Annotated in this window: 28 protein-coding genes and 1 tRNA gene; 7 read left to right on the forward strand and 22 right to left on the reverse strand. The window is 68.5% G+C overall.

The genetic code is table 11. The features are described from left to right. The first annotated feature begins 8 nt into the window (after positions 1–8). The gene (locus F6W70_RS10640) at positions 9–695 is read left to right on the forward strand and encodes a GAP family protein (RefSeq protein ID WP_151486578.1); all 687 of its coding nucleotides are present in this window, start codon (positions 9–11) and stop codon (positions 693–695) included. 124 nt (positions 696–819) lie between these two features. Here the strand turns inward: F6W70_RS10640 and F6W70_RS10645 are convergent. Further along, positions 820–896 (reverse strand) — tRNA-Pro (locus F6W70_RS10645). A 106-nt stretch (positions 897–1,002) separates the two neighbouring features. Between F6W70_RS10645 and F6W70_RS17805 the strand changes: the two genes are divergently transcribed. The 5 genes from F6W70_RS17805 to F6W70_RS10665 all read left to right on the forward strand — a co-directional run bounded on the left by F6W70_RS17805 (position 1,003) and on the right by F6W70_RS10665 (position 4,237). Beyond that, the gene (locus F6W70_RS17805; protein ID WP_170287880.1) at positions 1,003–1,176 is read left to right on the forward strand and encodes a hypothetical protein; all 174 of its coding nucleotides are present in this window, start codon (positions 1,003–1,005) and stop codon (positions 1,174–1,176) included. 33 nt (positions 1,177–1,209) lie between these two features. Beyond that, entirely contained in the window at positions 1,210–1,665 is a 456-nt protein-coding gene (locus F6W70_RS10650; protein WP_055867160.1) for a hypothetical protein, read from the forward strand. A 50-nt stretch (positions 1,666–1,715) separates the two neighbouring features. After that, entirely contained in the window at positions 1,716–2,384 is a 669-nt protein-coding gene (locus F6W70_RS10655; RefSeq protein ID WP_151486579.1) for a lysoplasmalogenase family protein, read from the forward strand. Next, positions 2,384–2,755, forward strand: coding sequence for an RNA-binding S4 domain-containing protein (locus F6W70_RS10660; RefSeq protein ID WP_200935119.1), 372 nt, complete (start codon positions 2,384–2,386; stop codon positions 2,753–2,755). The genes F6W70_RS10655 and F6W70_RS10660 overlap by 1 nt, the downstream gene beginning before the upstream one ends. Positions 2,756–2,818: 63 nt before the next feature. Then, a complete protein-coding gene (locus tag F6W70_RS10665; RefSeq protein WP_151486580.1) occupies positions 2,819–4,237 on the forward strand; it encodes an HNH endonuclease signature motif containing protein in 1,419 nt (472 codons plus the stop codon). Between the two features lie 29 nt (positions 4,238–4,266). Here F6W70_RS10665 and F6W70_RS10670 read toward each other — a convergent pair whose 3' ends face one another. The 21 genes from F6W70_RS10670 to F6W70_RS10765 form a co-directional block, all read right to left on the reverse strand. Continuing rightward, the gene (locus F6W70_RS10670; protein ID WP_151486581.1) at positions 4,267–5,172 is read right to left on the reverse strand and encodes an NUDIX hydrolase; all 906 of its coding nucleotides are present in this window, start codon (positions 5,170–5,172) and stop codon (positions 4,267–4,269) included. Positions 5,173–5,233: 61 nt separating this feature from the next. Further along, entirely contained in the window at positions 5,234–6,706 is a 1,473-nt protein-coding gene (gene der, locus F6W70_RS10675; RefSeq protein WP_229779055.1) for a ribosome biogenesis GTPase Der, read from the reverse strand. 40 nt (positions 6,707–6,746) lie between these two features. After that, on the reverse strand, positions 6,747–7,466 hold the full coding sequence (cmk, locus tag F6W70_RS10680) for a (d)CMP kinase (protein ID WP_151486582.1): 720 nt from the start codon (positions 7,464–7,466) through the stop codon (positions 6,747–6,749). After that, positions 7,459–8,595 carry a prephenate dehydrogenase gene (locus tag F6W70_RS10685; RefSeq protein WP_151486583.1) on the reverse strand — a complete coding sequence of 379 codons (1,137 nt, stop codon included), beginning with the start codon at positions 8,593–8,595 and terminating at the stop codon, positions 7,459–7,461. The genes cmk and F6W70_RS10685 overlap by 8 nt, the downstream gene beginning before the upstream one ends. Further along, positions 8,592–9,398, reverse strand: coding sequence for a pseudouridine synthase (locus F6W70_RS10690; RefSeq protein WP_151486584.1), 807 nt, complete (start codon positions 9,396–9,398; stop codon positions 8,592–8,594). Before F6W70_RS10690 ends, F6W70_RS10685 begins: the two co-directional genes overlap by 4 nt. Continuing rightward, positions 9,395–10,009 (reverse strand): SMC-Scp complex subunit ScpB, encoded by a 615-nt coding sequence (gene scpB, locus F6W70_RS10695; protein WP_151486585.1) that lies wholly within the window; start codon positions 10,007–10,009, stop codon positions 9,395–9,397. The genes F6W70_RS10690 and scpB overlap by 4 nt, the downstream gene beginning before the upstream one ends. Next, entirely contained in the window at positions 9,999–10,856 is an 858-nt protein-coding gene (locus tag F6W70_RS10700; RefSeq protein ID WP_151486586.1) for a segregation and condensation protein A, read from the reverse strand. The genes scpB and F6W70_RS10700 overlap by 11 nt, the downstream gene beginning before the upstream one ends. After that, a complete protein-coding gene (locus tag F6W70_RS10705) occupies positions 10,840–11,673 on the reverse strand; it encodes a ParA family protein (RefSeq protein WP_174799605.1) in 834 nt (277 codons plus the stop codon). The genes F6W70_RS10700 and F6W70_RS10705 overlap by 17 nt, the downstream gene beginning before the upstream one ends. A 108-nt stretch (positions 11,674–11,781) precedes the next feature. Further along, the gene (locus F6W70_RS10710; RefSeq protein ID WP_141388110.1) at positions 11,782–13,119 is read right to left on the reverse strand and encodes an ABC transporter permease; all 1,338 of its coding nucleotides are present in this window, start codon (positions 13,117–13,119) and stop codon (positions 11,782–11,784) included. Beyond that, complete coding sequence (locus F6W70_RS10715; protein WP_151486587.1) at positions 13,116–13,796, reverse strand: ABC transporter ATP-binding protein; 681 nt, start codon at positions 13,794–13,796, stop codon at positions 13,116–13,118. The genes F6W70_RS10710 and F6W70_RS10715 overlap by 4 nt, the downstream gene beginning before the upstream one ends. Continuing rightward, positions 13,793–15,424, reverse strand: a complete 1,632-nt coding sequence (locus tag F6W70_RS10720; RefSeq protein WP_151486588.1) for an efflux RND transporter periplasmic adaptor subunit — start codon at positions 15,422–15,424, stop codon at positions 13,793–13,795. The genes F6W70_RS10715 and F6W70_RS10720 overlap by 4 nt, the downstream gene beginning before the upstream one ends. Next, positions 15,424–16,440 (reverse strand): hypothetical protein, encoded by a 1,017-nt coding sequence (locus F6W70_RS10725; RefSeq protein WP_055872292.1) that lies wholly within the window; start codon positions 16,438–16,440, stop codon positions 15,424–15,426. Before F6W70_RS10725 ends, F6W70_RS10720 begins: the two co-directional genes overlap by 1 nt. Positions 16,441–16,592: 152 nt before the next feature. Continuing rightward, on the reverse strand, positions 16,593–17,495 hold the full coding sequence (gene xerD, locus F6W70_RS10730) for a site-specific tyrosine recombinase XerD (RefSeq protein ID WP_151486589.1): 903 nt from the start codon (positions 17,493–17,495) through the stop codon (positions 16,593–16,595). 2 nt (positions 17,496–17,497) lie between these two features. Then, positions 17,498–18,079, reverse strand: a complete 582-nt coding sequence (locus F6W70_RS10735) for an NUDIX domain-containing protein (protein ID WP_151486590.1) — start codon at positions 18,077–18,079, stop codon at positions 17,498–17,500. Further along, positions 18,072–19,766: a CTP synthase gene (pyrG, locus tag F6W70_RS10740; protein ID WP_151486591.1), complete on the reverse strand. Its 1,695-nt coding sequence runs from the start codon at positions 19,764–19,766 to the stop codon at positions 18,072–18,074. The genes F6W70_RS10735 and pyrG overlap by 8 nt, the downstream gene beginning before the upstream one ends. 17 nt (positions 19,767–19,783) lie before the next feature. Then, the gene (recN, locus tag F6W70_RS10745) at positions 19,784–21,475 is read right to left on the reverse strand and encodes a DNA repair protein RecN (RefSeq protein ID WP_151486592.1); all 1,692 of its coding nucleotides are present in this window, start codon (positions 21,473–21,475) and stop codon (positions 19,784–19,786) included. A 13-nt stretch (positions 21,476–21,488) separates the two neighbouring features. Further along, positions 21,489–22,409, reverse strand: coding sequence for an NAD kinase (locus F6W70_RS10750; protein WP_055867128.1), 921 nt, complete (start codon positions 22,407–22,409; stop codon positions 21,489–21,491). Next, complete coding sequence (locus F6W70_RS10755) at positions 22,406–23,203, reverse strand: TlyA family RNA methyltransferase (protein WP_151486593.1); 798 nt, start codon at positions 23,201–23,203, stop codon at positions 22,406–22,408. Before F6W70_RS10755 ends, F6W70_RS10750 begins: the two co-directional genes overlap by 4 nt. Continuing rightward, the gene (locus F6W70_RS17810; RefSeq protein ID WP_164743656.1) at positions 23,200–23,376 is read right to left on the reverse strand and encodes a hypothetical protein; all 177 of its coding nucleotides are present in this window, start codon (positions 23,374–23,376) and stop codon (positions 23,200–23,202) included. The genes F6W70_RS10755 and F6W70_RS17810 overlap by 4 nt, the downstream gene beginning before the upstream one ends. A 52-nt stretch (positions 23,377–23,428) precedes the next feature. Then, on the reverse strand, positions 23,429–24,466 hold the full coding sequence (locus F6W70_RS10760) for an HAD-IIA family hydrolase (RefSeq protein ID WP_017830129.1): 1,038 nt from the start codon (positions 24,464–24,466) through the stop codon (positions 23,429–23,431). Then, on the reverse strand, positions 24,466–25,239 hold the full coding sequence (locus F6W70_RS10765) for a hypothetical protein (protein WP_151486594.1): 774 nt from the start codon (positions 25,237–25,239) through the stop codon (positions 24,466–24,468). The genes F6W70_RS10760 and F6W70_RS10765 overlap by 1 nt, the downstream gene beginning before the upstream one ends. Before the next feature lie 6 nt (positions 25,240–25,245). On the opposite strand from F6W70_RS10765, the gene F6W70_RS10770 reads away from it, so the two are divergent. Beyond that, a complete protein-coding gene (locus tag F6W70_RS10770) occupies positions 25,246–26,460 on the forward strand; it encodes a hypothetical protein (protein ID WP_151486595.1) in 1,215 nt (404 codons plus the stop codon). Positions 26,461–26,530: the final 70 nt, after the last annotated feature.

Consider the following 26,530-nt stretch of genomic DNA (forward strand, 5'->3'; position numbering starts at 1 on the left):
TCGAGCTGATGACCCCCCTCGTGCTCGCAGAGATCATCGGACTGGCTATCGTCGTCGCGGCGAACCCCGTACCCGTCATCAGTCTGCTCTCCCTCGTCGTGCGTCCCGAGGGCCTACACATGGCGATGTCCTTCGCGGCCGGGTGGGCTGGGGCAGTTCTTCTCTCGCTCACGCTCCTGACCTTCGGTACGACTGCGCTGTTCCCCAGCACGTCGGCGCTCACGGAGCGGCACACAACCGGTGTCGTACTGCCCCTCATCATCGGAATCGCACTCGTCGTGCTGGGCCTGGCCTTCGTCCGCCGCCCGCCGCCCGCCGCGGACGCGCCCCCCTCGCGGATCTCGAGGCTGTTCAGCACACTCACCCCGTCAAGAGCTGTGCTCGTCGGCGCGGGGTTGGCAGTGGTGAAACCCAAAACGCTCGTCGCCCTCGTCGCAGCATCCACGGTTATCGGGGCAGAAGGAACGGGACCTACTCAGACCCTTATCCTCCTGGCGGTGTTCACCGCAGTCGGGTCCGCGACAGTCATCACGCCCATTGTGCTGCGTGCCACAGGCGGTCCGAAGATGGTCAACGGTCTACAACGAACTCAGCAGCAGATCTCACGCTACTTCTCGCGAGCACTGGGAGCGCTTCTGCTCATCATCGGCATCGTTCTGGCGGCGTCGAGCATGGTCACATCCTTGTCAGCGTGAGGCCGTGATCAACTCAAGATGCGGGCTTCTCGCTCCGCGAACTCGCGCGATGGCCTCACCTGTGCGGGCCTATACGACAGAGGCTCGGAACCTCGCGACTTCCGCGTGATTCCGAGCCTCTCTGTGGTCGGGCTGACAGGATTTGAACCTGCGACCCCTTGACCCCCAGTCAAGTGCGCTACCAAGCTGCGCCACAGCCCGTTGTTCTGCACTCTCGCGCAGGCAACTCCACTATCTTAGCCGCATCCTCGGCCCCTCCGCGAACCGAGGCGTTACGAGTGTCGGATGCCCGACGTAGCGTCGCGGCATGGCGACGATCACGACCACGCGAGGGGATGACGTGCAGCATGCGCTCACCGACGGCGGCGTGGCCAGTCGCCAGTGCCTCCGGCCGGTGCTGAGCGACCGGGGCTGGAACACGACCGCCGGCACAGAGCTGAAGCCGGGTCGCACTCTCGTCGTCCTCGGTCTCGCCGCATGATCGTGACCATCGAGAAGCCGCTAGCGTGAAGGCATGAGCGACGAGACTTCGACCATCGACGATCCAGAGCTCGGCACGTTCGCGCGCGCCCGTTCGGAGCTCACGGACGGCACGGTCCTGACGCACGATTGGTTCGTCGGCACGATCTCCGTCGAGGGCACCGAGCTCGAACTCATGCTCGAGGGCACGACGTCCGACGAGGTCGCCCCGCTCCTCCCCCGACTGCGCGACACGGTGAAGCGACTGCCCATCATGAAGCGGATCGCGACCGATGCGGTCGTCACGAACTTCAGCACGGGCGCCCCCGAAGCCCACGAGCTCGACGACGCCGCGTCCGACCTCACCATCGAAGCGATCGAGGCGGCCGCAGACGGCACCGTCGTCCTGCACCTCATCGACAGCTGCGGCGAGCACTTCCCCGAGGGATACTGGCCCGCCGTGCATCTCGGCGTGGACGACGGCGTCGTTCAGGTCACCGTCGAATCGTGAACAGCGCGGCCCCCGAGAGCCCGTCACGGGCGTCATCCTACGATGGGGGGATGCAGCGTCGCGCCCCGTCCCTCTCACTCACGTGGGCCTTCCTCCCGTTCGTCGTGATCTCGATCGTCCACGTCGTCCTGCTGGCCACGGACAACCCGTTCGCCGCACCCACGAAGCTGCTCCTGATGCCGATGCTCGCCATTCCGGTGCTGGTCGTCGCGCGACATCTCACTCCGCGTATCACGATGTTCCTGTTGCTCGCGGCGTTGCTGTTCTCCTGGCTCGGCGACGGTGCAGGGGCGTTCTTCCCCGCCGGTCCCGAGCTGCCCCTGATGCTGCTGTTCTTCGGCATCGCGCACGTGGCATACATCCTCCTGTTCATGCGACACCTGTCGACGCGTCGGATGCCCTGGTGGGCTCTCGCATACGCCGCCTGGTGGGTCGCGATGATCGCTGTCCTCGGTCCGCACACCGGCGGCCTGCTCGTGGCGGTCGCCCTCTACGGACTCGTCCTCGGCAGCACCGCAGCCTTCTCGGCGCGCTGCCATCCCCTCGTCGCGGTCGGCGGGGCCTTCTTCCTCGCGAGCGACACGATCCTCGCCTTCCGCCTCTTCCTCCCCGATTCCCTACCGTCGTGGAGCAGCCCCGCGGTGATGCTCACCTACGTGATCGGTCAGGGCCTGATCATCGCGGGCGCACTCGTATCCCTGCGGAGGACGAGTTCCTGATGGATGCCGCACGTGTGGACAGCTGGCTCTGGGCGATCCGTGTCTACAAGACCCGCTCGGCCGCGACGACAGCATGCCGCGCAGGGCATGTAAGGGTGAACGGCGACAAGGTGAAGGCGGCGCAGCAGATTCGTGTGGGCGACGAGTTGCGCATCCGCATCGCGGGATTCGATCGGATCCTCATCGTTCGTCAGCTCCTCGTCAAGCGCGTCGGAGCGCCGGTGGCGGCGCTCGCCTACGAAGACCGCACGCCCGAGCGCGAGCCTCAAGCCGCCCTGGGCCTTCGTGATCGTGGGGCCGGGCGTCCGACGAAGCGAGAGCGTCGCGACATCGACAAGCTTCGTGGACGCAACGACGACCGCCTGACCTGATATCTCGGCATTCATGCCCCCTCTCGCCTTCCTTCATTCGAACCTATGTTCTAAAATGAGGGTATGGCAAACACGACCGATCTCGACCTCGAACTCGAGGAGCGACGTCGCGTCCTGGATGCCTGGGTCGCGACGAGGCGTCGAATCGCCGCGCTCGAGGCGGAAGCCGCAGAGCTGCTGACCGAGCAGATCGCCCTGCAAGATGCCGAAGTAACCGTGAGCCCCTTCCATCGAGAGGCGATCTACCGTTCCATGATCGCGGAGTTCTCCGCCGCCGGCCACGTGTCGAAAGGCTCGGTGGAGTTCGCCTTCGCCGATGCCCAGGCGCTGCACACCTCTCTCCCCGCCGTCCGCGCCGCGTTCTCGAAAGGCGCCGTGAGCGCCGGGCACGTGCGCGAGATCGCCAGGGCGAGCGCGATCGTCGCCGAAGCCGTCCGCAACAAGAAGGTCGACGCCGCGGTCATGAGCCTGTTCGAGACGGCGGTGCTTGTGGTCGCCGAACAGGACACGGCAGCGCGCACGAAGGCTCATGCGCGCCAGATCGCAGCCGCGCTCGTCGGCGAGACCGTCGTGCAGAGGCACCGACGTGCTGCGGAAGAGCGCTGCGTCACGGTGAAGTCCCTCGACGACGGGCTGGCCCTGCTCACCGCAGTGCTCCCCGAGTGGATCGCCACCGCGATCTCCGACAGGCTGAACCGTATGACGCGCGAGGTCGTGCGCGCTCGAAGCGACCGCGATATCGTGCCGCTGTCCTGGTGGTTCGAGGAAGTCGACGGCATCAGCCCCGAAGATCTCTCGCTCGACGACCCCGCGTTCGACCTGCTCGACGACGGGGTGATCCCGAGCACCGGGGGCGACACGTTCGCCACCGATCCCGAGGTCGACCACTTCCCCACCGACACTCGAACGTGGGCGCAGACGGAAGCCGACCTCTTCACGGATCTCCTCCTCACCGCAGACCCCAGCGTCGCGCACGGCGACGGCCTCGACGGCATCCAGGCCCGTATCCAGGTCACCGTCGCGGCGACCACGCTCGCCGGCGCCGACGACAAGATTGCGGAACTCGAGGGACACGGCCCACTTCACCCCGACATCGCCCGCGATCTCGCGGGTCGCAACACCGGCTGGAGCCGCCTGTTCCTCGACCCGACAGGCATGGTGGTCGAGACCGACACCTACACGCCGACCGAGGGGATGCGACGGTTCCTCCGTGCGCGCGACCAGCATTGCCGGTTCCCCGGGTGTCGCATGCCGGTGCACCGCTGCGAGATCGACCACAATCACGATCACGCGAAGGGCGGGAAGACCAGAATCGACAACCTCGGTCACTTCTGCCGTGGCCACCACACGCTCAAGCATCCGGACATGCCCGACCCGCATCGTTGGACCGCCCAGCAGGAGAAAGACGGCAGCGTCACGTGGCACAGCCCCCTGGGTCGCGACTACGTCGACCCACCACCCCGACGCGTGATGTTCGTCTGAATCAGATGCTCACAGAGCGGGAGACGAAGTCAGCCGTGCGCCGCGAGATTTTCGAGAAGCCATCCTGCGGATCGGACCTGACCGGCACCGGCGCGCTCCACTCGTTCGCGGAGTTCCCGGTCGCTTGTCACCGCGATGACCGTCTCCGCACCGGCGACGCGGCGCTCGACCTCGGCGACGATCGCGTCGTCGCCCGCGGCCTCCGCCCGGATGATGGCGACTGCGCTCGCATCGTCATCGATTCCTCGGGCCTGCCCTTCGACCACCATCGACACCTCGGGGAACCACTCGTCACCCCCGAGCTCCAGGTCGTCCGCAGAGACCGCCAGTCCCTCCAGCCGAGCCCTCAGACGAGCCGCCACCCCTGCGCGATCCTTCCACCAGCCGTCAGGAACGGATCCGACGACATTCGCGGCATCCACGACGACGGCCGGACGCACGGTGAGCAGCGCCCTCAACGCCGACCACGACGCTCCGAAGCCGGGGTGCAACGGTCGAGAATCGACCTGATCGACCGGCACCCATTCCAAGGCGACGCTCTCCGGGTCGCTGATCACCGGCTCGAAAGGAACCCGCACGTCGGCGACGACGGTCGTGTACGCCCAGATCCCCAGGTCGAGAACGCTCGTGAACCGGGCTCGCACCGCCCCGTCCGGGACGCCTGCCTCTTCCTGAGCTTCGCGGATGGCTCCGGCGATCGCGCTCTCCCCCTCGTGCAGCGCGCCTCCCGGCAGCCCCCAGGTGCCCCCGAAGTGGCTCCACGAGACGCGATGCTGCAGCAGGATCCCCCGGGCAGGGTCGTAGGTGAGAAGACCGGCGGCGCCGAAGCGCCCCCAGTACTTCTCCCCCGACTCCGCGATCACCCAGGCATCGCCGGGATTCCGCGGCCCCTCAGGGCGACGCGGTTCACCGGAGGCAGGAGGTACGACAGTCACCCCCTCAGCCTTTCACAGCATCGGGGTCACGGCACCACGGCGCGACACGCGCCGGAACAGATCAGCGCTGACGCTTCTCGCGCACCCGCATGTTGATCACGATCGGCGTGCCCTCGAACGAATAGAGCTCGCGCAGACGCCGCTGGATGAATCGGCGGTATCCCGGGTCGAGGAACCCCGTCGTGAACAGCACGAACGTCGGCGGACGCGTCGACGCCTGGGTGCCGAACAGGATGCGCGGCTGCTTTCCACCACGCAGCGGGTGCGGGTGCTCGGCCACGAGTTCCGCCAGGAAGGCGTTGAACTTGCCCGTGGGGATACGACGATCCCAGTTCTCCAGCGCCGTCTCCAGCGCCGGCACGAGCTTGTCGAGGTGACGACCGGTCTTCGCCGAGATGTTCACGCGCGGGGCCCAGGCGACGTGCGCCAGGTCCTGCTCGATCTCACGCTCGAGGTAGCGACGGCGGTCGGCGTTCTCGAGGTCGTCGTCGTTCAGACGATCCCACTTGTTGAACGCGAGCACGAGCGCGCGGCCCGACTCGAGCACGAGGTCGATGATGCGCACATCCTGCTCGCTGATCGTCTCGGAGACGTCGAGCACGACGACCGCGACCTCGGCCTTCTCCAGCGCGGCAGAAGTGCGCAGTGAGGCGTAGAAGTCCGCGCCCTGGGCCATGTGCACGCGGCGGCGGATGCCGGCGGTGTCGACCAGTCGCCACATCTTCCCGCCGAGCTCCACGACCTCATCCACAGGGTCGCGGGTGGTGCCGGCCAGGTCGTTCACGACCACGCGCTCCTCGCCGGCCGCCTTGTTCAGCAGCGACGACTTGCCCACGTTCGGGCGACCGAGGATCGCCACTCGACGCGGCCCCCCGATCTCCTGCTTCGCGACGGCCGAGACCTCGGGAAGCTTCTTCAGCACGGCGTCCAGCAGGTCGGCGACGCCACGTCCGTGGATGGCGGACACGGGGTGGGGCTCACCGAGGCCCAGGCTCCACAGGGCCGCGGTCTCCGGCTCCTGGCGGGCATCGTCGATCTTGTTGGCGACGAGGAACACCGGCTTGCCGCTCTTGCGCAGCAGCTTCACGACGTGCTCGTCTGTCGACGTCGCACCCACCATCGCGTCGACCACGAACAGCACCATGTCGGCGAGGTCGATCGCGACCTCGGCCTGCATCGCGACGGAGCGGTCGATGCCGCGGGCGTCAGGCTCCCATCCGCCGGTGTCGACGAGCGAGAAGCGACGATCGGCCCACTCGGCCTTGTACGTCACGCGGTCGCGGGTCACGCCCGGGGTGTCCTCGACGACGGCCTCGCGGCGGCCGAGGATGCGGTTCACGAGCGCGGACTTGCCCACGTTCGGTCGTCCGACGATCGCCACCACGGGCAGCGCCGGGCTGTAGTGGATGCCGTCCTCGCCGAGCGTGATGCCCGCGAGGAGTTCCGCATCCTCGTCGTCCAGCTCGTAGTCGGAGAGCCCGGCGCGAAGTGTCTCCGCGCGCTGCTCGGCGAGATGCTCGTCGAGCTGGTCCATCTTCTCGGCGAGCTGGTCGGGGCCGCCTTCGTATTCGTCGTCAGCCACGGTGTGCTCCTTGGATTCGTTCGATCACCGTGAGGACGGCATCGATGGTCTGGGGGAAATCGAGTTCCGTCGAATCGACGACCTCGACGCCTTCTGCGGCGTTGAGGAAGTCGACGACGGCGCTGTCTGAGGCATCGCGCTTGTGCAGCGCCGCGGCGACAGCAGCCGCGTTCTCGCCGGCGAGTTCGCCGGCACGTCGGGCGGCCCGTACCTCGGGGGCCGCGGTGAGAAGGATCCGCACCGGGGCGTCGGGGGCGACAACGGTCGTGATGTCCCGCCCTTCGACCACGACGGCGGGGTACGACGACTCGGCGACGAGTCGCCGGAACATCTCGTTGACCTGTGCCCGCACCTCGGGCACGCGCGCCACGCCGCTCACGGCCCCGGAGACCCGCGGGTCGCGGATCGCCTCGGTGACATCGACGTCGCCGACGAGCACCGTCCGCTCGTCGGGGTCGAGCCCGAGCGTGAGCGGGAACGCGGATGCCGCGGCGCGAACAGTCTCGGGATCCTCGGTGTCGGCACCCTGATCGAGTACATGCCAGGCCAGCGCGCGGTAGGCGGCGCCGGTGTCGAGGTAGCCGAAGCCGAGCGTGCGGGCGACGGCCTTCGACACACTGGACTTGCCGGAGCCGGCCGGACCGTCGATCGCGATGAACTTGTGGGCGTCGGTCACGTGCGCCTCCGCGGCAGAGGTCGAGATGTCAGTCATTGGTGCTCCCTGCGATGCGCCAGCCGCGCTCCTGCAGTCCGGTGATCGCACCGTGCAGCGCTGCCGGATCGACGCTGATCTCAGCGAGACCGAACTGCGCGCCGGGGGAGTGCTCGAGACGGAGATCCTCGACGTTGACGCCGAGCTCGCCGAGCTCGCCGAACAGCCTTCCGAGCTGCCCGGCGGTGTCGTCGACCATGACGACGAGCGATTCGAAGCGCTGGTTCTGTCCGTGCTTGCCGGGAAGACGTTCGACGCCGTCGTTGCCCTGACGGATCGTCTCGGCCACGATGCGGCGGGCGCCAGGAGCCCCGGGCTGGCGAAGGGCGTCGGAGATCTCCCCGAGGTCGGACGCGAGCGCGTCGAGGATCTCGACCACCGGTGCGGCGTTCGCCCCGAGGATCTGCACCCAGAGTTCAGGGGCGGATGCCGCGATCCGCGTCGTGTCGCGGACGCCCTGGCCCGCGAGACGGAGCGCCCCCTCCTCTGCTTCGGCGAGGCGACCCGCAAGCAGACTCGCCACGACCTGGGGCACGTGCGAGGTCAGTGCGACCGAACGGTCGTGCTCCTCCGGAGTCATCTCGAGCGGCATCGCTCCCACATCGAGCGCCAGAGCCTCGACGAGGGCGAGGTCGGAAGCCTTGGTCTCCTCGTCACGGCACACCACCCACGGCCGACCGATGAAGAGGTCTGCGCGGGCCGAGATCGCCCCACCGCGCTCACGACCGGCGAGCGGGTGCGAGCCGATGTAGCGGGCGAGGTCGACGCCGCGGGCCCGGAGCGTGCGGAACGGCTCGAGCTTCACGCTGGCGACGTCGGTGACGACGGCGTGCGGGAACTGTTCGAGCTCTACCTGGATCACGTCGGCCGTGACATCGGGCGGGACGGCGACCACGATCAGGGATGGTGAGTCGTCCTCCGCAGGGAGGCGGCCTGCACCGTAGTCGACGGCGAGGCGGAGCTGTGCGGGCGAGGCATCGGTCAGCACGACGTCGACGCCCTTCGTGCGGAGCGCATGCCCGATGCTCGCGCCGAGGAGTCCGGCGCCGACGATGCGGACGGTGCCGGAGAGGCGCGGCGCGACAAAGCCCGCTCTCCGCCCCGTGGGCGCACTCGTCGTATCGGTCATTCGTTCTCCTGCTCGCCTGGCGCCTCGGCGACACCGGAATCACGGCGCGACAGGGTCAAAAGCGCGCCGAGTTCGATTTTACTCAGTTCCCGCGTCTTCCCGGCCGGGAGGGTTCCCAGGTGGAGCGGACCGAACTGGCGACGCACGAGCTCTGTGACGGGGTGGCCGACCGCGGCGAGCATCCGACGCACGATCCGGTTGCGACCGGAATGCAGCGTCAGCTCCACCAGGCTCGACCCGCGAGACGTGTCCAGCAGCCGCGCCTTGTCCGCCGCGATCGGACCGTCTTCGAGCTCGATGCCCTTGGTGAGCTTCGAGATCGTCTGCGGCAGCACGGTGCCCTCGACCTTCGCGATGTACACCTTGGTCACGCCGAAGGAGGGGTGCGCCAGCACGTGCGCGAGGGCGCCGTCATTGGTGAGGATCAGCAGTCCGCTGGTCTCGGCATCGAGGCGGCCGACGTTGTACAGACGCTCCTCGTAGTCGGCGGTGAAGCGACGGAGGTCGGGACGGCCGCTCTCGTCCTTCATGCTGCTGACGACGCCGGTGGGCTTGTTGAGCATGACGTAGCGCTTCGAGACGTCGAGCTGCACGGCGGTGCCGTCGACATCGACGAGGTCGTTCTCCGGGTCGATCCGCCTGCCGAGCTCGGCGACGACGATGCCGTTGACGCGGATGCGCCCCTCGGTGATGTACTGCTCGACGACGCGTCGCGAGGCCACCCCCGCGCCGGCGAGGACCTTCTGCAGGCGCACGCCCTCGGGTGCGGTCTCGGAGTCTGTCGAGGCGTCGAAGCCGGTCATCGGATGGTCCCTTCGTCGAATCCGTCTGCCCCGTCATCGAGCAGCGGGGAGATCGGGGGCAGCTCGTCGAGCGAGTTGATGCCCAGGTGCTGGAGGAGCGCGTCGGTCGTGCCGTAGTTGAGTGCGCCCGTCTCGGAGTCTGCGAACAGCTCGGTGATCAGGCCTCGGGCGAGGAGGGTGCGGACGACCGAGTCGACGTTCACCGCGCGGATGGAGGCGACCTGGCTGCGCGTCACCGGCTGCTTGTAGGCGATCACGGCCAGAGTCTCGAGAGCGGCCTGCGAAAGACGAGCGGGGGCCTGTCCTCCGACGAACTCGGCCACCACGGCGTCGAGGTCCTCACGCACGTACAGTCGCCACCCGCCGCCGACCTCCCGCAGCTCGAAGCCGCGTCGAGGACCAGTGCCCACACCGTCGTAGTCCTCGACGAGCGCCTCGAGCGTCTGACGCACGGCGGGCACGGGCGATCCCACGGCGGCGGCCAGTGCGACGAGACCGATCGGCTCGTCCACGATGAACAGGATCGCCTCGATCCGCTCGGAGAGGGGGATCTCCGGCACCGCGTCCGTGCTTTCCGGGGTCACGCTCTCGTCGGTCACGTCATCGGTCATAGTCGGCTCCCAGGGTCGCCAGCGTCTCATCCGACCAGGAGTCGGCTGCCCAGCGCAGCGTCAGCTCGCCGAGCGGTTCCAGTTGTTCGAAGGACAGTGCCGCATGCCGGTACAGCTCCAGCACCGAGATGAAGCGCGCGACGACGATACCCGGCTCGGTCACGCCGGCGACGAGCTCGCGGAAGCTCAGCGACTCGGCGCCGCGCAGCAGCGTCACCACGATCGCCGCCTGTTCGCGGATGCTGACCAGCGGCGCGTGCAGATGGTCGAGCCCGACGTGTGGGATCTCCTTGGGCGCGAAGGCCAGCAGTGCGAGCGCCGCGAAGTCGTCGGCGGTCAGCGACCAGACGAGCTCCGGCGTCTGGCGGCGGTGCTTCTCCTCGAGGCGGACGGCACGCACATGACGACGGTCTTCGCGCTGCAGGCAGCGGGCGAACCACGTCGAGACCTCCTTGAAGGCCCGGTACTGCAGCAACCGGGCGAACAGCAGATCGCGCGCCTCGAGAAGAGCCACGGCCTCGGCATCCACCAGCTCGCCCTGCGGCAGAAGCCCTGCCACCTTCATGTCGAGCAGTGTCGCAGCCACGACCAGGAACTCGGAAGCCTGATCGAGGTCGTCGTCGTCGTCGAGCGCACCCAAGTACGCGATGAACTCGTTGGTGACCGCGCTCAGAGACACCTCGGTGATGTCCATCTCGTGCTTCGAGATGAGGTTCAGCAGCAGGTCGAAGGGGCCGTCGAAGTTCGACAGCGAGACCCGGAAGCCTGCGGTGTCGGCAGACGCGGAATCGTCTGCGCCCTCCTCGGGCGACGCGTCGACAGGTCTTTCGCTAGGCGACGGCGCCACGGGCGACCAGCTCCCGCGCCAGCCGCAGGTACGCCTGAGCGGCGGCGTGCTCGGGGGCGAACTCGGTGATGGGCACACCTGAGACCGAGGCATCCGGGAACTTCACGGTGCGGCCGATCACGGTCTCCAGCACGTCGTCGCCGAAAGCTTCGACGACGCGCTCGAGCACCTCGCGAGAGTGCAGCGTGCGCGGGTCGTACATCGTCGCCAGCAGGCCGTCCATCGTGATCGACGGGTTCAACCGATCGCGCACCTTGTCGATGGTCTCGATCAGCAGCGCCACACCACGCAGCGCGAAGAACTCGCACTCGAGCGGGATGATCACGCCGTGAGCGGCCGTCAGTGCGTTGACGGTGAGGATGCCGAGCGAGGGCTGGCAGTCGATGAGGATGACGTCGTACTCCCCCGCCACCTGGCGGAGGACACGGGCGAGGATCGTCTCACGCGCCACCTCGTTGACGAGGTGCACCTCGGCGGCGGAGAGATCGATGTTGGCCGGCATGACGTCGAGACCCTCGACGCTCGAGTGCACGATCGCGTCGTGCGCGTCGCGCTTGGTGTCCAGCAGCAGGTCGTAGATCGTCGGCACATCGTGCGTCGGGATGCCGAGGCCTGCCGAGAGCGCACCCTGCGGGTCGAAGTCGACGGCGAGGACCTTCCGGCCGTACTCCGCAAGAGCCGCGGCCAGGTTGATCGAGGTCGTCGTCTTGCCGACGCCGCCCTTCTGATTGCACAGCGCGATGATGCGCGCAGGACCGTGCGACTTCAACGGCCCGGGGATCGGGAACCCGTGATAGGGGCGGCCGGTGGGTCCCATGGGGGTCTCGTCGGCCTTCTGCGCCTTCGCCCTGGACTTCGCCACTTTCTCAGCCACCCGTTCTCCTGCTCCTTCGTGCTTGGTCGATTGTACCGGCCGGGCCCCCTCTCACACGCCGCGCAACGCGGCGACCGGCTCGATGCGGGCTGCACGACGTGCCGGGTACCATCCGGACGCCCATCCGACCAGCGCACCCAGGAGGGTCCCGGCGACGGCGACCAGAGGATCGGTCACGGGCGACCACCCCTGCACCGCCGCGACGGCGATCACCGCGACCACGCCGAGTGCCGACCCGATGATGCCGCCGATGAACCCGATGACGATGGACTCCACCATGAACTGCGCGCCGATCTGTCGCCGGGTCGCGCCGAGCGCACGCCGCAGCCCGATCTCGCCGATGCGCTCCATCACCGAGAGCAGGGTGACGTTGGCGATGCCGAGACCGCCGGCGAGCAGAGCGATGACGCCCAGGATGAGGAACACGACGTTCACGTCGGCCTGCACGTTCTGGCTGAGGTCGGACGATGCCGCCGGTGACCGCGCCTCGAGCGAGTCGGGGTCGTCGGGCTGGAGGGCCAGCACCGCCTGCTTCGCGACCTGCGGCCCCGCCCCCAGCGCGATGTGGATCGTCAACTCGGAAGGCGCGGTCAGTCCGAAGTCGGCGCGAGCGGACCCTTGAGGGATGATGACCCCGTCCACGAACTCGGAACGGCGATCCATGCCCTCGATGATGCCGATGACGGAATATGAGACACCTGCGATGAAGATCGAGGGCTGCGAATCGACGCGGTTGATCCCCATCCGCTCGGCCGCGCGCTGTCCCAGAACCGCGACGCGGTCGCCACGGGCGTCGTGTCCGTCATCGAAGAAGCGACCGGTCACGAGGTCGCCGTCCACCGTCTCCGGAAGGTCCTGCGTGGTGGCGAAGAGCTTCGGGGATGCCGTGATCGGTGCCGAGGGATCGTTCACCGGCACGGCCGTGATGGTCTCGCCGTCCGCGAGCTCGACCGGGGCGATCAGTGCGGCGCTGTCCACACCGGCCAACAGCTTCACGCGCTCGGGAGAGTCCCACGGCAGCCGCCCGGTCGCGACCGTCGTGTTCCCCTTGCCCGATTGCGCCTTGGCCGGGGTGACGACCACCTGAGTCGCAGCGACGCCGTCGAACTGCCTCGCGATCTGCGCGGCGGCGGTCTGCGCGAATCCGAGCGTCGCGACCAGCGAAGCGATACCGAGGACCGTGCCGAGGATGGTCATGACGAGCCGTGCCGGACGCGAGCCGATGTCGGCCGTGGCCTCGGCCACGAGGTCCTGAAACGTGAACCGATCGGCATGCTTCACCGCCGGGAGCAGCGCGGCCGCCGAGTTCTTCGGCTCCACGACCTCATCGCCGGGGTTCTCGGCGCTGGTTTCCTCGACGTTCCTGCGACGCCGCAGCACGCGTTTCACAGTTCCGTCAATCGGCCGTCGGCGATGCGTATGCTGCGGCCGGCACGCCGTGCCACCGCATCGTCGTGGGTGATGACGATGAGCGTGAGTCCATCGGCGTTCAGCTCCTCGAACAGCTCCATCACCTCGCCCGAGGTGCGCTGGTCGAGGTTTCCTGTCGGCTCGTCCGCGAGCAGCAGTCGCGGGCTGCTGACGACCGCTCGCGCCACGGCGACGCGCTGGCGCTCACCGCCCGAGAGCGAGTTGGGGAAAAAGTCGATGCGGTGTCCGAGGCCCACGCGGGTCAACGCCGCCCGCGCACGTGCCTCGCGCTCCTGTCGGGGCACGCCGCTGTACAGCATGGGCATCAGCACGTTGTCGAGCACGCTGCGCCGCGGGAGCAGGTGGAACGACTGGAACACGAAGCCGATGAACCGCGCGCGCACCGCCGCCCGCTCGTCCTCGGTGAGGTCACCGGTGAGCGAGCCCGCAAGCCGGTACTCCCCCACACTCGGACGATCGAGGAGGCCGAGAAGGTTGAGCATGGTCGATTTGCCCGATCCACTGGGTCCGACGATGGAGATATAGTCTCCCGCTTCCACGGTGAGCGTCGCGGCCTTGAGCGCCTGTACCTCGGGCGGGCCGGGGAACGAGCGCGTGACATCGCGGAACTCGACGAGCGGAGGTGCAGGCGTCACCGCCCGACCACCACCAGGTCGTTCTCCTCGAGCCCGCCATCGACGGCCGTCACCTCGACAGCGCCCTTTGCGGCGAGCCCTGTCTCGACGACGACGAGCCTCGTCTTCGCATCCTTGCCTTCACGGGGATCGGACTCGACGACCTCCACACGGGATTCGCCGCCCGGCCCGGCAGTGAGTGCGGCGAGAGGAACGGAGAGCACGTCTCCGTCTGTCGCGCCGATCGCGAGCTTCACCCGCACGTTCTTCCCCTGCAGCTGCGTGATCTGCTCGGGCGTGAGCGGATCGGGATCGAGGAGCACCTCCCACCGCGCCTTGTTGTCCTTGCCCGCCTTCAGCTCCGAGATCACGGCACGATGCGCCGTCCCGTCTGGGAGTTCGAACGACCCTTCCGCTCCCGCGCTGAGAAGGGCGGCGTCCGCCTCGGCTGCGGCACCGGTCAGACGCACCGTCGCTCCCGAGACGGTCATGGCCGAGCCCGACAGGACCGATCCGCGCTCGACGCCGACGGCGTCCACCCGGCGCGGGAGCTCAGTGAGGTAGAGCACCTCGCTCGCCGGCAGGTAGGGAAGCGCCTTCTGACGAGCCTCTTCGAGAGCCTGATTGGCAGAGGTCACCTGAGCGCGAGCCGAGTCGAGTGCCGAGCGCTGGGCGCTGGTGTCCCTGCCCTTGCGGAGCTCGTCTCGTTCGAGCTGGGCGGTCTGCAGATCCCATTGCGCCTGTTGCACGTCTCCATCGCCGCCCTGTGCCTTGGCGAGAGCCTGCTGGGCCGCGGCGACCTTCACATCGGCCTGCCAGGTCTCGACGGCGCTGGGTCCGGCTCCTGCCTCGTTCAGCGCCTTCTGGGCCTCCGTGACTCCGGTCTGCGCCGCGCGGACCCCCTCCTCGGCGGCCCGCACGCCGTCGGACGCGCCGTCCTCGGGCGAGGGCACGGGATATCCCGCCTGCGCGTACAGCTGCGCGACCGCATCAGCCGTGGCCCGATCGAACACGTTCGAGTTCACGTCGCCGACGCCGATCCCGACGCTCGTGAGTGCCTGCTTCAGCTGGAGCACGTCCGGGCCGGAGACCCCGAACCGCAGCGTGCGGTACGAGGGGAGCTCACCCGGAAGCACGATGACCGGCCTCCCGACCACCTCGAGGGCGATCGAGAGCGGGGTGAGAGTGGCTCCGACCTCAGGGACCTGACCCGTGACCACCGCCGCGCCGGAGAACGCCGACGTGTCGAGCTTCACCTCGACCGCGTCCGCGTATCCGACATCCGCACGCAGCGTCACGTCGTTGCTGAGCGGGCCGAAATCGACCGGTGCCGTGACGAGGCCGGGTTCGGGTGCATCGGCACTGGAGGCGTCCGGCGACATCAGGAAGCGGCCGACGAGCAGCCCCGCGACCAGGCACACCACGGCGATGAGCGCCACGATCCAGAGTGCACGATTCCCCCGCAGCACCCGGCCCCACCCGCTTACGCGAGAGGTGTCCGCCTCCGTCGCCTTCTCCTCGGCATCGGGATCAGGCTCGGCGCCGTCGATGAGTTCGGAGAACGCCGTCGTCTCGGCCGTGGATGCGGCCGTGGATTCGGGTTCGGATTCGGTGGGGAGCTTCGTGGTCGGGGTATCGTCCTCGCGCATCACTTGCTCTGCTCTGCAGCGGCCTTGAACGCCTCGAGCTCCGTCTTGTTCTCGGCGATGAACTTCTCCTCGAGCGCGAACTGGATCTCCAGGGACTTCGTCGCGAAGGAGGTCTTCTCGCGGCAGTCGAGATCGATGAGGGCCAGCTTCAGCTCCCGCTCCCCGAGCGCCTTCATCTCCGGGCTCTTGCTCGGGTCCTCGAAATCGGCGGCTTCGGTGTCGACAGGCTCCGAGCCGTCGCCGTAGGCCGTCTCATAGATCTTGTTCTGCTCCTCCATGATCGACTCCGCCGCCTCGGCCTGCTTCGTGAAGCCGGGCTCACCCTTGTCTGCCATGCACGACGCCCACTCCGCGTTGAGGTCGGCCAGCTCCGGGGACTCCTGCGACGCCGTCGTCAGCTCCTCCATCTTCGTGCGCAGGGCGCTGAACTCCTCGGACTGCGTGATGTCGTCGCCCTGGACCTCATGCTGCGCCCATCCCTGGCAGCCGGCGTCCTCCCAGCTGTACTCGTAGCTGCCGTCCTCGGCCATCTCGTCCTCCGCCGGGCTCGGGCCGTAGAGCGTCTCATAGAACGCGGTCTGCTCGGACTCCGAGAGCGAGGAGACGTAGTCGGCGTTGGGGTCGGAGTTCTCCTCCTCCGACGGGTTCTCCTCGACCTGCTCCGCGAACGGGCTGTTGACGTACCCGTAGCCGTACTTCTCGACCCACTCCCGCTTCTCGGGCTCCCACTCGCCGCCATCCGAGATGACGGTGCCGTTGCTGGCGTTCGGCGTGTACTCGAACCCTTCGTCGGCCATGCACTGCGCGACCAGTTCCTCGACCTGGGCCTGCTCCTTTTCCATCTTCTTCTGCTGCTCCTCCTGCGAGAGATCTCCGCCCCACGCCGCAGAGAGGTACTGGCTCAGCGGCGAGTCCTCGTAGCTGAGCTTGTCGTCGGAGGACGCGCCTCCGCAGCCCGTGAGGATGAACACCATGGCGGACGCCGCGAGCGCGGCGAGAGGAACGGTGGAACGCATGCGAAAGACTCCTTTGTACGACCGAAGATGGCCGGAGCCCTCCACGCTAAATCGTCAGACGCGGGCCCCGCATCCACCTGTGGGATGATAAATCACGCGTCGTGAAGAATCGGGGCGATACCCCTGGCGCGTCCGATAACGGACCTCTCCCCTCAGCGCGCGCGGGGATGCGAGGTCGCGTAGATGTCGCGGAGGGCGTCGACCGAGACGTGGGTGTAGATCTGCGTGGTCGCGACGGAGGAATGGCCGAGCAGCTCCTGCACCACGCGCACGTCGGCACCTCCTTGCAGGAGATGCGTCGCGAACGAGTGCCGCAGGGTGTGCGGCGAGACATCGGTGGTGATCTGGGCGCGCTCGGCGGCGGCTCGGATGACCAGCCACGCGCTCTGGCGGGAAAGCGGGGCTCCACGAGCACCGAGGAAGAGTCGGGCCGATGCCCGTCCCTTCATGGCGAGCCCCGGGCGCACGCGCGTCAGATAGGCGTCCACGGCGGTGCGCGCGTAAGACCCCAGGGGCACGATGCGCTCCTTCGACCCTTTGCCCCTCAGCCGCAGGACATCGCCGTGAGCCAGATCGTCCACATCGAGGTCGATCGCCTCCGACACGCGCGCGCCGGTCGCGTAGAGGAGTTCGAGCAGAGCACGATCACGGATGCCGAGAGGTTCTTCGCCTGAGGGCGCCGAGAGAAGGCGCTCGACCTGTTCTATGGTCAGCGCCTTGGGAAGCCGTTGCGGCGCCTTCGGCGGACGGAGACGGGCGCTCGGGTCATCGACCTCGATGCCCTCCCGCGCCAGGAAGCGATGCCACCCTCGCACCGAGGACTGCAGTCTGGCCAGGCTCGTCGAGGCCGGGGGCGGCTCCGCCGAGGCCCGCTCACCGATGAACCGATCGATCACCGCGGGTGTCACCTCCGCGGTGTCACCGATCCCGTCGGCGACCAGCCACTCACGGTATGTCCCGAGGTCACGTCGGTACGCCGCGATCGTGTGCGCGCTCAGGCCGCGCTCGACTGTGACATGACGCAGGTAGGCGTCGAGGGCGCGCTCGAGCAGCATCGTCAGCTCCGGTCGCGGAGCCTCTGTGCGGCTGCGAGCACACCGATCGCGAGGATGCCGTTGCGCATCCGCCCCTCGAGCACGGCGGAGACGGCCTCGGCCAGCGGCACCCACTCCACACGGATGTCCGCTTCCTCGTCTTCGCGATCGTGTGGCGATCCGGCCGATGCGACCCCGGTCGCGAGGAACAGGTGGATGATCTCGTCGTTCCCGCCGGGAGTCGTCCATGAGGAGACCAGCGGCTCCCAGTGCGCGGCGACCAGGTCGGCCTCCTCGGCGAGCTCGCGTCGGGCGGCAGCGAGAGGCTCCTCCCCCTCCACGTCGAGCAGCCCGGCTGGAAGCTCCCAGTCACGGTGCCGGATCGGATGGCGATACTGCTGGATCAGCAGCACGCGCCCCTCGTCGTCGAGCGCGACGATCGCCACCGCGCCGGTGTGATCGACGTACTGCCGAACGATCTCGCCCTCGCCGTAGCGCACGCGGTCGGAGCGCACGTCCCAGACGCTGCCCCGGTAGACGAGGTCGCTGTGGAGAACCTCCGGCTCGAAGGGCTCGTCCCGGAGGTTCTCCGTCGGCTCAGTCATCCGCGCTGACGTCGAACAGCTCGCTTGCACGGTGCCGCTCGATCGCCGCGCCGACCAGGCCGCGGAACAGCGGGTGCGGGGCAGTCGGACGCGAACGCAGCTCGGGGTGCGCCTGGGTGGCGATGTAGTACGGGTGCACGTCGCGCGGCAGCTCGACGTACTCGACCAGGTCGAGTTCAGGGTTGAGGCCTGAGAACACCAGTCCTGCTGCCGAGAGACGGTCACGGTAGGCGTTGTTCACCTCGTAGCGGTGACGGTGACGCTCGGATGCCTCGGGCGCGCCGTAGAGTTCACGGGCGAGCGATCCCTCGGCGAGTGCAGCCTGGTACAGACCGAGGCGCATGGTGCCACCCAGGTCGCCGCCGTCGAGGATGTCGACCTGCTCGGCCATCGTCGCGATCACGGGCTCTGCGGTGTCCGGGTCGAACTCGCTCGACGAGGCACCGACGATTCCCGCCACGTCACGGGCGTACTCGATGACCATGCACTGCAGTCCGAGGCAGAGGCCGAGCGTCGGGATGCCCTGCTCGCGCGCGAACTTCAGCGCGCCGAGCTTGCCTTCGATGCCGCGGATACCGAATCCGCCGGGCACGCAGATGCCGTCGAGCTCGGCCAGCTGCTCCTGGGCGCCTTCCGGCGTCTCGCAGAGGTCGGACGGAATCCAGCGGATGTTGACCTTGGTCTCCTGCGCGAAGCCGCCGGCCTTGAGCGCCTCGGTCACCGAGAGGTAGGCGTCCGGCAGGTCGATGTACTTGCCGACCAGACCGATCGTCACCTCGTGCTTGGGGTTGTGCACCGCGTGCAGCACCTTGTTCCAGCGGGTCCAGTCGACGTCGGCCGCCTTCTGGTCCAGGCCCAGGCGGCGCACGATGTACGAGTCGAGACCCTGGTCGTTCAGCGTCGAGGGGATGTCGTAGATGCTCGGCAGATCGACGGTGTTGATGACACCCTCGACGTCGACGTCGCACATCAGCGCGATCTTGTTGCGGTTGCTCGCGCTCACCGGACGGTCGCTGCGCAGCACCAGCGCATCCGGCTGGATGCCGACCTGGCGGAGGGCTGCGACCGAGTGCTGGGTCGGCTTGGTCTTCTGCTCCCCCGACGCGCCCATGAACGGCACGAGCGACACGTGCACGAAGAAGACGCTGTCGCGGCCGAGCTCGTGGCGCAGCTGGCGGGCGGACTCGAGGAACGGCTGGGACTCGATGTCGCCGACGGTGCCGCCGACCTCGGTGATGATCACGTCGGGGCGCGGCTCCTCAGAGGCCTGCAGCCGCATGCGGCGCTTGATCTCGTCGGTGATGTGCGGGATGACCTGCACGGTGTCGCCGAGGTACTCGCCGCGGCGCTCGCGCGCGATGACCTGCGAGTAGATCTGACCGGTGGTGACGTTGGCCGCCTCGGACAGGTTGATGTCGAGGAAGCGCTCGTAGTGTCCGATGTCGAGATCGGTCTCGGCCCCGTCATCCGTCACGAAAACCTCGCCGTGCTGGAAGGGGTTCATCGTGCCCGGATCGACGTTCAGGTACGGGTCGAGCTTCTGCATCACGACGCGCAGACCGCGAGCAGTGAGGAGGTTGCCGAGGCTGGCAGCCGTCAGTCCCTTACCCAAAGACGAAACGACACCACCAGTCACGAAGATGTGCTTGGTCGTGTCGTTCTTGGGTCCCGCAGAAGAAGAGTTCATCACGGGCTTCGATCCTATCAGGCAGTGGGGACGCGGAGGCTGAGAAGTTCGCGGGCATGGGTCAGAGCGGCATCGGAATCGGCGAGTCCCGACAGCAGACGCGCCATCTCGGCTTCCCGCTCCTCCCCCTCCAGACGCCGCACACTGGAGGCCGTGACCGCGCCGTCATTGGCTTTGACGACCGAGAGATGGTTGTTCGCGAAGGCAGCGACCTGTGCGAGATGCGTCACCGCGATGACCTGCGACTTCTCGGCGAGCCGGGCGAGTCGCCGCCCGACTTCGATGGCCGCCGCTCCGCCGATGCCCGCATCGACCTCGTCGAAGACGAAAGTCGGAACCGGGTCCGTCGCGGCGATCACCACTTCGATGGCCAGCATCACGCGCGAGAGCTCGCCACCGGACGCACCTTTCGAGACGGAGCGCGGCTCCGCACCGGGGTGAGGAGCGAGGAGGATCGCGACATCGTCGCGACCGTGCGCGCTCTCCGCTCCTTCGGAGACCACGACCTCCAGGCGCGCGTCCGGCATCGCGAGTGCGTGCAGCTCTTCGGTCACGGCCGCACCGAGCCGGGACGCGGCCTCGGTGCGCGCTGCCGTCAGGGCGTCGGCGTGTGCGTCGAGCTCGCTCCGCGCCGCATCCCGCTCGGCGATGAGGCGTTCGATGCGATCTCCGTCGTCATCGAGCTCGGCCAATCGAGCGGATCCGGTCTGCCAGAGGGCCAGGGCTTCGTCGAGAGATCCGTGCGCACGGATCAGGGTGCCGAGGGCGGCACGGCGTTCCTCGACGGCGGCGAGCTCATGCGGACCGGTCTCATCGAGGTCTGCGAGATAGGCGGAGAGGAGGCCGGCGGTGTCGGCGATCCGGTAGCCGATGTCGGCGAGGTTCTCCCCGATCGCGGTCAGCTGGGCATCGGACGCCCTCTCCAGCACGCGACGCGCCTCAGCGACGAGTGCCGAGGCATCGGGCTCGCCCTCTTCGTTCGAGAGCGCGCCGTGGGCGAGGGAGGCCGCGAGACGCAGCTCTTCGGCATTGGCGAGACGCTCCGCGCGCGCAGTGAGCTCCTCGTCCTCCCCCGGCTCGGGCGCCGTCGCCTCGATGAGGGCGATGGCCTCCCGAAGACGCGCGGCCTCTTCGGCTCGACGGTCCCGGTTCTCGGTGATCTCCGTGATCTCGGTGTCGAGGGTCCGCCAGTGTGCGAAGGCCTGGGCGTAACGGTCCACGGCGTCCGCGATCGGAGAGCCGCCGAAACGGTCGAGGGCATCGCGTTGAGCCGCGGCCGAGCGCAGACGCAGCTGCTCGGACTGGCCATGGACGACGACGAGCTCTTCCGCGAGCGACGAGAGCACACCGGCGGGGGCGGCGCGTCCCCCCACGCTCGCACGACTGCGGCCCTCCGCGCTGAGCGTGCGCGACACGTAGAGCTCTGCGCTCCCGGCTCCGACGGGCTCGAGCTCGCCACCGGCATCGGCGACGATCTCCGCGACGATGCCGGCGGCGGGGACGATCCAGACGCCGGCCACAGATGCCTGTGCGGCGCCGGCACGCACCGCTCCGGAATCGGCACGCTGACCCAGCAGCAGTCCGAGGCCGGTGACGACCATGGTCTTGCCCGCACCCGTCTCGCCGGTGATCGCGGTGAATCCGGGGCCGAGCGGCAACACGGCATCGGCGATGACGCCGAGTCCCTGCATCCGCATCTCCTCGATCATGACGTCTCCTCGATCACGACGATGCCCCCGGGGCTTGGCCACGCCATCCTTCGACGGGCAACTGGAACTTGCGCACGAGGCGATCGGTGAACGCCGTCGGATGCAGACGCGCGAGCCTGACCGGACGCGACGACCGACGCACCACGACGCGAGCGCCCGGCGGCAGGTCGTGCGAGCGCCGGCCGTCGCACCACAGAATGCCCGAGCCGTCGGTGCGCTCGAGCATCTCGATCGCGACGGAGGCATCGGGACTGACGACGAGCGGCTTGGCGAACAGAGCGTGGGCGGACAACGGCACCACGGCGATCGCCTCGACGCTGGGCCAGATGACCGGGCCCCCGGCCGAGAAGTTGTAGGCGGTCGAGCCCGTGGGGGTGGACACGACCATGCCGTCGCAGCCGAAGCTCGACAGCGGTCGGCCGTCGATCTCGAGGACGACCTCGATCATCCGCTCTCGGCTCGCCTTCTCGACGGTGGCCTCGTTGAGGGCCCAGGTCTCGTAGACCACGGTGCCGTCGGCATCCTTCACACGCACCGACAGCGCCAGTCGCTCCTCGACCTCGTAGTCACGGTCGATGACACGACGCACGGCTTTGTCCATGTCGTCACGATCGATCTCGGCGAGGAAGCCGACGTGCCCCATGTTGATGCCGAGCACCGGTGCACCGCTGTCTCGCACGAGTTCCGCCGCACGCAGGATCGTCCCGTCACCGCCGAGCACGATGGCCAGTTCGAGGTCGGACGGGTCGACGGAGACGCCGAGCACCTCGGTCTCGGCGAAGAACGGGTCGACGGCGACGAGGGCCTCGTGATCATCGGCGGCGAGGACGGGCCGTGCGTCCGCGTCTCTCAGCGCATCGATCACCCGGCGGGCGGCCTCGACGGTGTCCACACGGCCCGCGTGGGCGACGACCAGGATGCTGCGCTCGTTCATCGTCCTCCTGCCAGTCGGTTGATGCTGTCCAGCCATTCTGTCGGATTGCTTCCCCGGCCCGGCGCGAGATGCACGAGATACTCGGCGTTGCCGTGCGTTCCGAGGATCGGGGAGGGAAGGATGCCGAGCATTCCGAGCCCTGCGTCCCAGGCGCTCCAGACCGTTCGCGCCACCGCATCCGCGCGCGTGGCGGGATCCGTGACCAGTCCCCCGCGGACGGCGGTGCGCCCGACCTCGAACTGGGGCTTCACGAGCAGCAGGATGTCGGATTCCGCTGTGCCGACGGCGGCGAGGGCGGGGAGGACGAGTTCGAGGGAGATGAACGAGAGGTCTCCGACGATGAGGTCGGGCGCCTCAGCCTCCCCCGTCGCAGCGGTGAGGTTCTCGCGAGTCATGTGACGCACGTTGTAGCCCTCGACGGCCACCACTCCCGGGTCGGCGGCGATGGTCGGGGCGAGCTGCCCGTGCCCGACGTCGACGGCGAGAACTCTGCGTGCTCCGCGTTCCCGCAGCACCTGGGTGAAGCCCCCGGTGGATGCGCCCATGTCGAGCGCGAGCCGCCCCTGGACCGGGATCGCGAAGCCGTCGAGACCGGCGATGAGCTTGTGGGCTGCGCGCCCGACGTAGTGGTCGGCCCCGGCGATCGTGATCTCCGCCGCGTCGTCGACAGCAGTGGACGCCTTCACGACGGGGCGGCCGTCCACGCTCACGAGCCCCTCGGAGATGAGGGTGGCCGCGTGGCTGCGCGAACGGGCGAGTCCTCGGGCTGCGAGGGCGGCGTCGAGTCGCGTCATCGGGATCCCGAAGTCTCCCGCTGCTCGAGCTTCGCGCCGCTGTCGAGGCGACGTGAAAGCTCGTCGTGGAGGGCTGAGTACGCATCGGCTCGCGCCGGAAGCGGCTGCCCCTCGATCAGGCGCAGTCGACTCCACAGACCATCGGTCGGCGCGCTCGTCGTCTCATCGCTCACGGTTCTACTGTACGCGGCGCCTCCGACGCCGGAGGGAGCCACGCGAGCCGCCTCAGGGGCGATGGAACGGATCGTCGTACAGGCGCTCGGGTACCCGCAGCACGAACACCGGGGTCCCGGATGCCCAGATGGCGGCAGCGCCCGCGCGCAGCAGATCGATCTGCTCACCGGACTCCGCGACGATCTCGACATCCGCTCCCGAGACGCGCACGGCGGCGCCGTTCACGTGGAACACACCGCCCTGCTCGATCACCTCGGGGTACGGGGCATGGAGCTCACGGAGGTCGCCGAGGATGTACGTGGGACGCGAACCCTCCGGCGCGGCCAGCACATGCTTCGGACGATCGATGCCCGTGAGCACCAGCACCGAGTCGATCCCGACACGACTCGCGCCCATGATGTCGGTGTCGAGGCGGTCCCCGATGAAGAGCGCCTTCTTCGCGCCGAAGCGCGCGAGGGCCTCACGGAAGATCGGCTCCTCCGGCTTCCCCGCGACCGTCGCGAGCCTGCCGATGGCCGTGTGCACGGCGGAGACGAGCGTCCCGTTGCCCGGCGCGACGCCGCGTTCGCGCGGAATCGTCCAGTCCGTGTTGGTGGCGATCCACGGGATGCCCCCTTCGTCCTCGGGAACCTTGAGCGCGTAGGCCGCCTCGGCGAGATCCGTCCATGCCACCTCGGGAGCGAACCCCTGCACGACAGCGCTCGGCGAGTCCTCGGCGCTTCGCGTGACCGTGTAGCCGGCCTTCTGCACCTCGTCGACCAGGCCGTCGCCGCCGATGACGAGGATCGTCGCCGGCGCGGGGACGATCTGCGCCATCAGTCGCATCGCGGCCTGCGGGCTGGTGACGACATCGGATGCCTGGACGCGCAGCCCGAGACTGCTCAAGTGCGCTGCGACCGAGGCATCCGTGCGTGCCGCGTTGTTCGTGATGTAGCCGAGCCGGGCCGACTTCGCCGCCTCGTTGAGGCTGTCCACCGCGAACGGCAGCGCGCCAGGCCCTGCGTACACCACACCATCGAGATCAGCGAGAACCGTGTCGACCCCGTCGAGCGGAGTGCGCGGGGATCGCTTCCGAGAGAACAGCGCCACTACGCCTCCGGGTCCGAGTCTTCGACCTCGTCTTCGCCGAGAAGCTCGCGCACCTCGTCTTCGACTGTCGGGTCCGCTTCCGCAGACGCGTCGTCGTCGGAAGCGCTCTCCTCTTCGACATCCGACTCTTCCTCTGCACCCTCAGGAGCGAGATCGTCAGAGGTCGCCGCGGCGACGCTCTGTGCGCCGTCCTCGTCGTCCGGGAACTCGCCTTCGATGAGGCTATCTTCGATGAAGATCTCCTCGTCGCCGGCTTCATCGACGCCCAGCGCCTCGGCGGCCACCTCGGCGCGATGAGCCCAGAACTCCGCCTCGTCCGTGCGTCCGAGATCTTCGAGGACAGCGGCACGAGCGGCGAACAGAGCCGGGCTCCATTCGAATGCGCGATCGGGGTCGAGCTCGGGGATCTCGAGCTCGCCCAGTGCGAGTTCGAGATCGCCCTGGTCGAGGCGAGCGCCCGACATCGCGATCGCCAGCGCGACGCGGACAGGCGTGTCGAGCGCGGAGCGATCGACGGCTCGTCCGGTCTCGAGAGCACGGTCGGAACGACCGATGCCGCGCTCGCTGTCGACCATCAGAGCGATCTGATCGTCCTTGCCCGAGATACGACGGTAGGTGCGCAGCTCGCGCAGAGCGAGGGCGAAGTCCCCCGTGGCGTATGCGGTGATGCCGAGAGTCTCCCGGACGATCGCGATACGGCCGGCACGTCGCGACGCAGCCAGCGCGTGTTCGTGAGCCAGTGCGGGGTCCTCGTCGATGAGGCGGGAGGCCATCGCCAGGTGACGGGCGACGTGCTCGGCGTTCTCCTTGCTCAGAGTCTTCAGCTCGTTGCGAGCTGCCCCGTTGAGGTCACGTGCCGTGACGTCATCGGGGATCTGCGGCTCATCGAACCGCGGACGCTCGTTGGCCGCCTGAGCCGGACGCTCCCTACCCGCTCCCCCACGCTGCGGGAAGGACCGGGACTTGTCGCGGTCGCCGCCTTCGCGGCGAGGGGCTGCGCCGTCACGGTTGTAGCCGCCCTCGCGGCGCGGAGCTGCGCCGTCCCGGTTGTAGCCACCCTCGCGGCGCGGAGCTGCGCCGTCACGGTTGTACCCGCCTTCGCGACGGGGAGCTGCGCCGTCACGGTTGTAGCCGCCGCCCTCGCGGCGCGGAGCTGCACCGTCACGGTTGTAGCCACCCTCGCGACGGGGAGCTGCGCCGTCACGGTTGTAGCCGCCTTCGCGGCGCGGGGCACCACCGTCACGGTTGTACCCGCCTTCGCGGCGTGGGGCACCACCGTCACGGTTGTAGCCGCCTTCGCGGCGCGGGGCACCACCATCACGGTTGTACCCGCCCTCGCGACGGGGAGCTGCACCATCACGGTTATAGCCACCCTCGCGACGGGGAGCTGCACCATCACGGTTATAGCCACCCTCGCGGCGGGGAGCACCACCATCACGGTTGTAGCCGCCCTCGCGGCGCGGGGCACCACCATCACGGTTGTACCCGCCACCCTCGCGACGCGGAGCTGCACCGTCACGGTTGTAGCCGCCCTCGCGGCGCGGGGCACCACCATCACGGTTGTACCCGCCACCCTCGCGGCGCGGAGCACCACCATCACGGTTGTAGCCACCTTCACGGCGCGGAGCACCACCATCACGGTTGTACCCGCCACCCTCGCGACGGGGAGCCGCGCCGTCACGGTTGTAGCCACCTTCACGACGGGGAGCTGCGCCGTCCCGGTTGTAGCCACCCTCGCGACGGGGAGCTGCGCCGTCCCGGTTGTAGCCACCCTCACGGCGCGGAGCACCACCATCACGGTTGTACCCGCCACCCTCACGGCGCGGAGCTGCGGCGTCTCGGCTGTTGCCGGAGCGTCCGCCAGAAGCCCGGTTCCCGCGCGATCCACTGTCGTCGTTGCGACGCGGACGGCGCTCTTCCTCTTCTGGCATGATGCTCCCTGTTCTCTTCGTTTAAACGCAAAATGGCCACCCAACGATGGGTGGCCATTTTGACTAAAAGGAGTCCGGCGGTGTCCTACTCTCCCACAGGGTCCCCCCTGCAGTACCATCGGCGCTGTGAGGC

This window comes from Microbacterium maritypicum, from assembly GCF_008868125.1.
In the GTDB taxonomy this organism is placed as follows: Bacteria; Actinomycetota; Actinomycetes; order Actinomycetales; family Microbacteriaceae; genus Microbacterium; species Microbacterium maritypicum.

What these genes read in the sequence shown, in the direction of transcription:
- F6W70_RS10640 (WP_151486578.1), top strand. Translation starts at nt 9, where the DNA reads ATGACCCCCCTCGTGCTCGCAGAGATCATCGGACTGGCTATCGTCGTC.
- F6W70_RS17805 (WP_170287880.1), top strand. Translation starts at nt 1,003, where the DNA reads ATGGCGACGATCACGACCACGCGAGGGGATGACGTGCAGCATGCGCTC.
- F6W70_RS10650 (WP_055867160.1), top strand. Translation starts at nt 1,210, where the DNA reads ATGAGCGACGAGACTTCGACCATCGACGATCCAGAGCTCGGCACGTTC.
- F6W70_RS10655 (WP_151486579.1), top strand. Translation starts at nt 1,716, where the DNA reads ATGCAGCGTCGCGCCCCGTCCCTCTCACTCACGTGGGCCTTCCTCCCG.
- F6W70_RS10660 (WP_200935119.1), top strand. Translation starts at nt 2,384, where the DNA reads ATGGATGCCGCACGTGTGGACAGCTGGCTCTGGGCGATCCGTGTCTAC.
- F6W70_RS10665 (WP_151486580.1), top strand. Translation starts at nt 2,819, where the DNA reads ATGGCAAACACGACCGATCTCGACCTCGAACTCGAGGAGCGACGTCGC.
- der (WP_229779055.1), bottom strand. Translation starts at nt 6,706, where the DNA reads ATGGACCAGCTCGACGAGCATCTCGCCGAGCAGCGCGCGGAGACACTT.
- cmk (WP_151486582.1), bottom strand. Translation starts at nt 7,466, where the DNA reads ATGACTGACATCTCGACCTCTGCCGCGGAGGCGCACGTGACCGACGCC.
- F6W70_RS10685 (WP_151486583.1), bottom strand. Translation starts at nt 8,595, where the DNA reads ATGACCGATACGACGAGTGCGCCCACGGGGCGGAGAGCGGGCTTTGTC.
- F6W70_RS10690 (WP_151486584.1), bottom strand. Translation starts at nt 9,398, where the DNA reads ATGACCGGCTTCGACGCCTCGACAGACTCCGAGACCGCACCCGAGGGC.
- scpB (WP_151486585.1), bottom strand. Translation starts at nt 10,009, where the DNA reads ATGACCGATGACGTGACCGACGAGAGCGTGACCCCGGAAAGCACGGAC.
- F6W70_RS10705 (WP_174799605.1), bottom strand. Translation starts at nt 11,673, where the DNA reads ATGGGACCCACCGGCCGCCCCTATCACGGGTTCCCGATCCCCGGGCCG.
- F6W70_RS10720 (WP_151486588.1), bottom strand. Translation starts at nt 15,424, where the DNA reads ATGCGCGAGGACGATACCCCGACCACGAAGCTCCCCACCGAATCCGAA.
- F6W70_RS10725 (WP_055872292.1), bottom strand. Translation starts at nt 16,440, where the DNA reads ATGCGTTCCACCGTTCCTCTCGCCGCGCTCGCGGCGTCCGCCATGGTG.
- xerD (WP_151486589.1), bottom strand. Translation starts at nt 17,495, where the DNA reads ATGCTGCTCGAGCGCGCCCTCGACGCCTACCTGCGTCATGTCACAGTC.
- F6W70_RS10735 (WP_151486590.1), bottom strand. Translation starts at nt 18,079, where the DNA reads ATGACTGAGCCGACGGAGAACCTCCGGGACGAGCCCTTCGAGCCGGAG.
- pyrG (WP_151486591.1), bottom strand. Translation starts at nt 19,766, where the DNA reads ATGAACTCTTCTTCTGCGGGACCCAAGAACGACACGACCAAGCACATC.
- recN (WP_151486592.1), bottom strand. Translation starts at nt 21,475, where the DNA reads ATGATCGAGGAGATGCGGATGCAGGGACTCGGCGTCATCGCCGATGCC.
- F6W70_RS10750 (WP_055867128.1), bottom strand. Translation starts at nt 22,409, where the DNA reads ATGAACGAGCGCAGCATCCTGGTCGTCGCCCACGCGGGCCGTGTGGAC.
- F6W70_RS10755 (WP_151486593.1), bottom strand. Translation starts at nt 23,203, where the DNA reads ATGACGCGACTCGACGCCGCCCTCGCAGCCCGAGGACTCGCCCGTTCG.
- F6W70_RS10765 (WP_151486594.1), bottom strand. Translation starts at nt 25,239, where the DNA reads ATGGCCTCCCGCCTCATCGACGAGGACCCCGCACTGGCTCACGAACAC.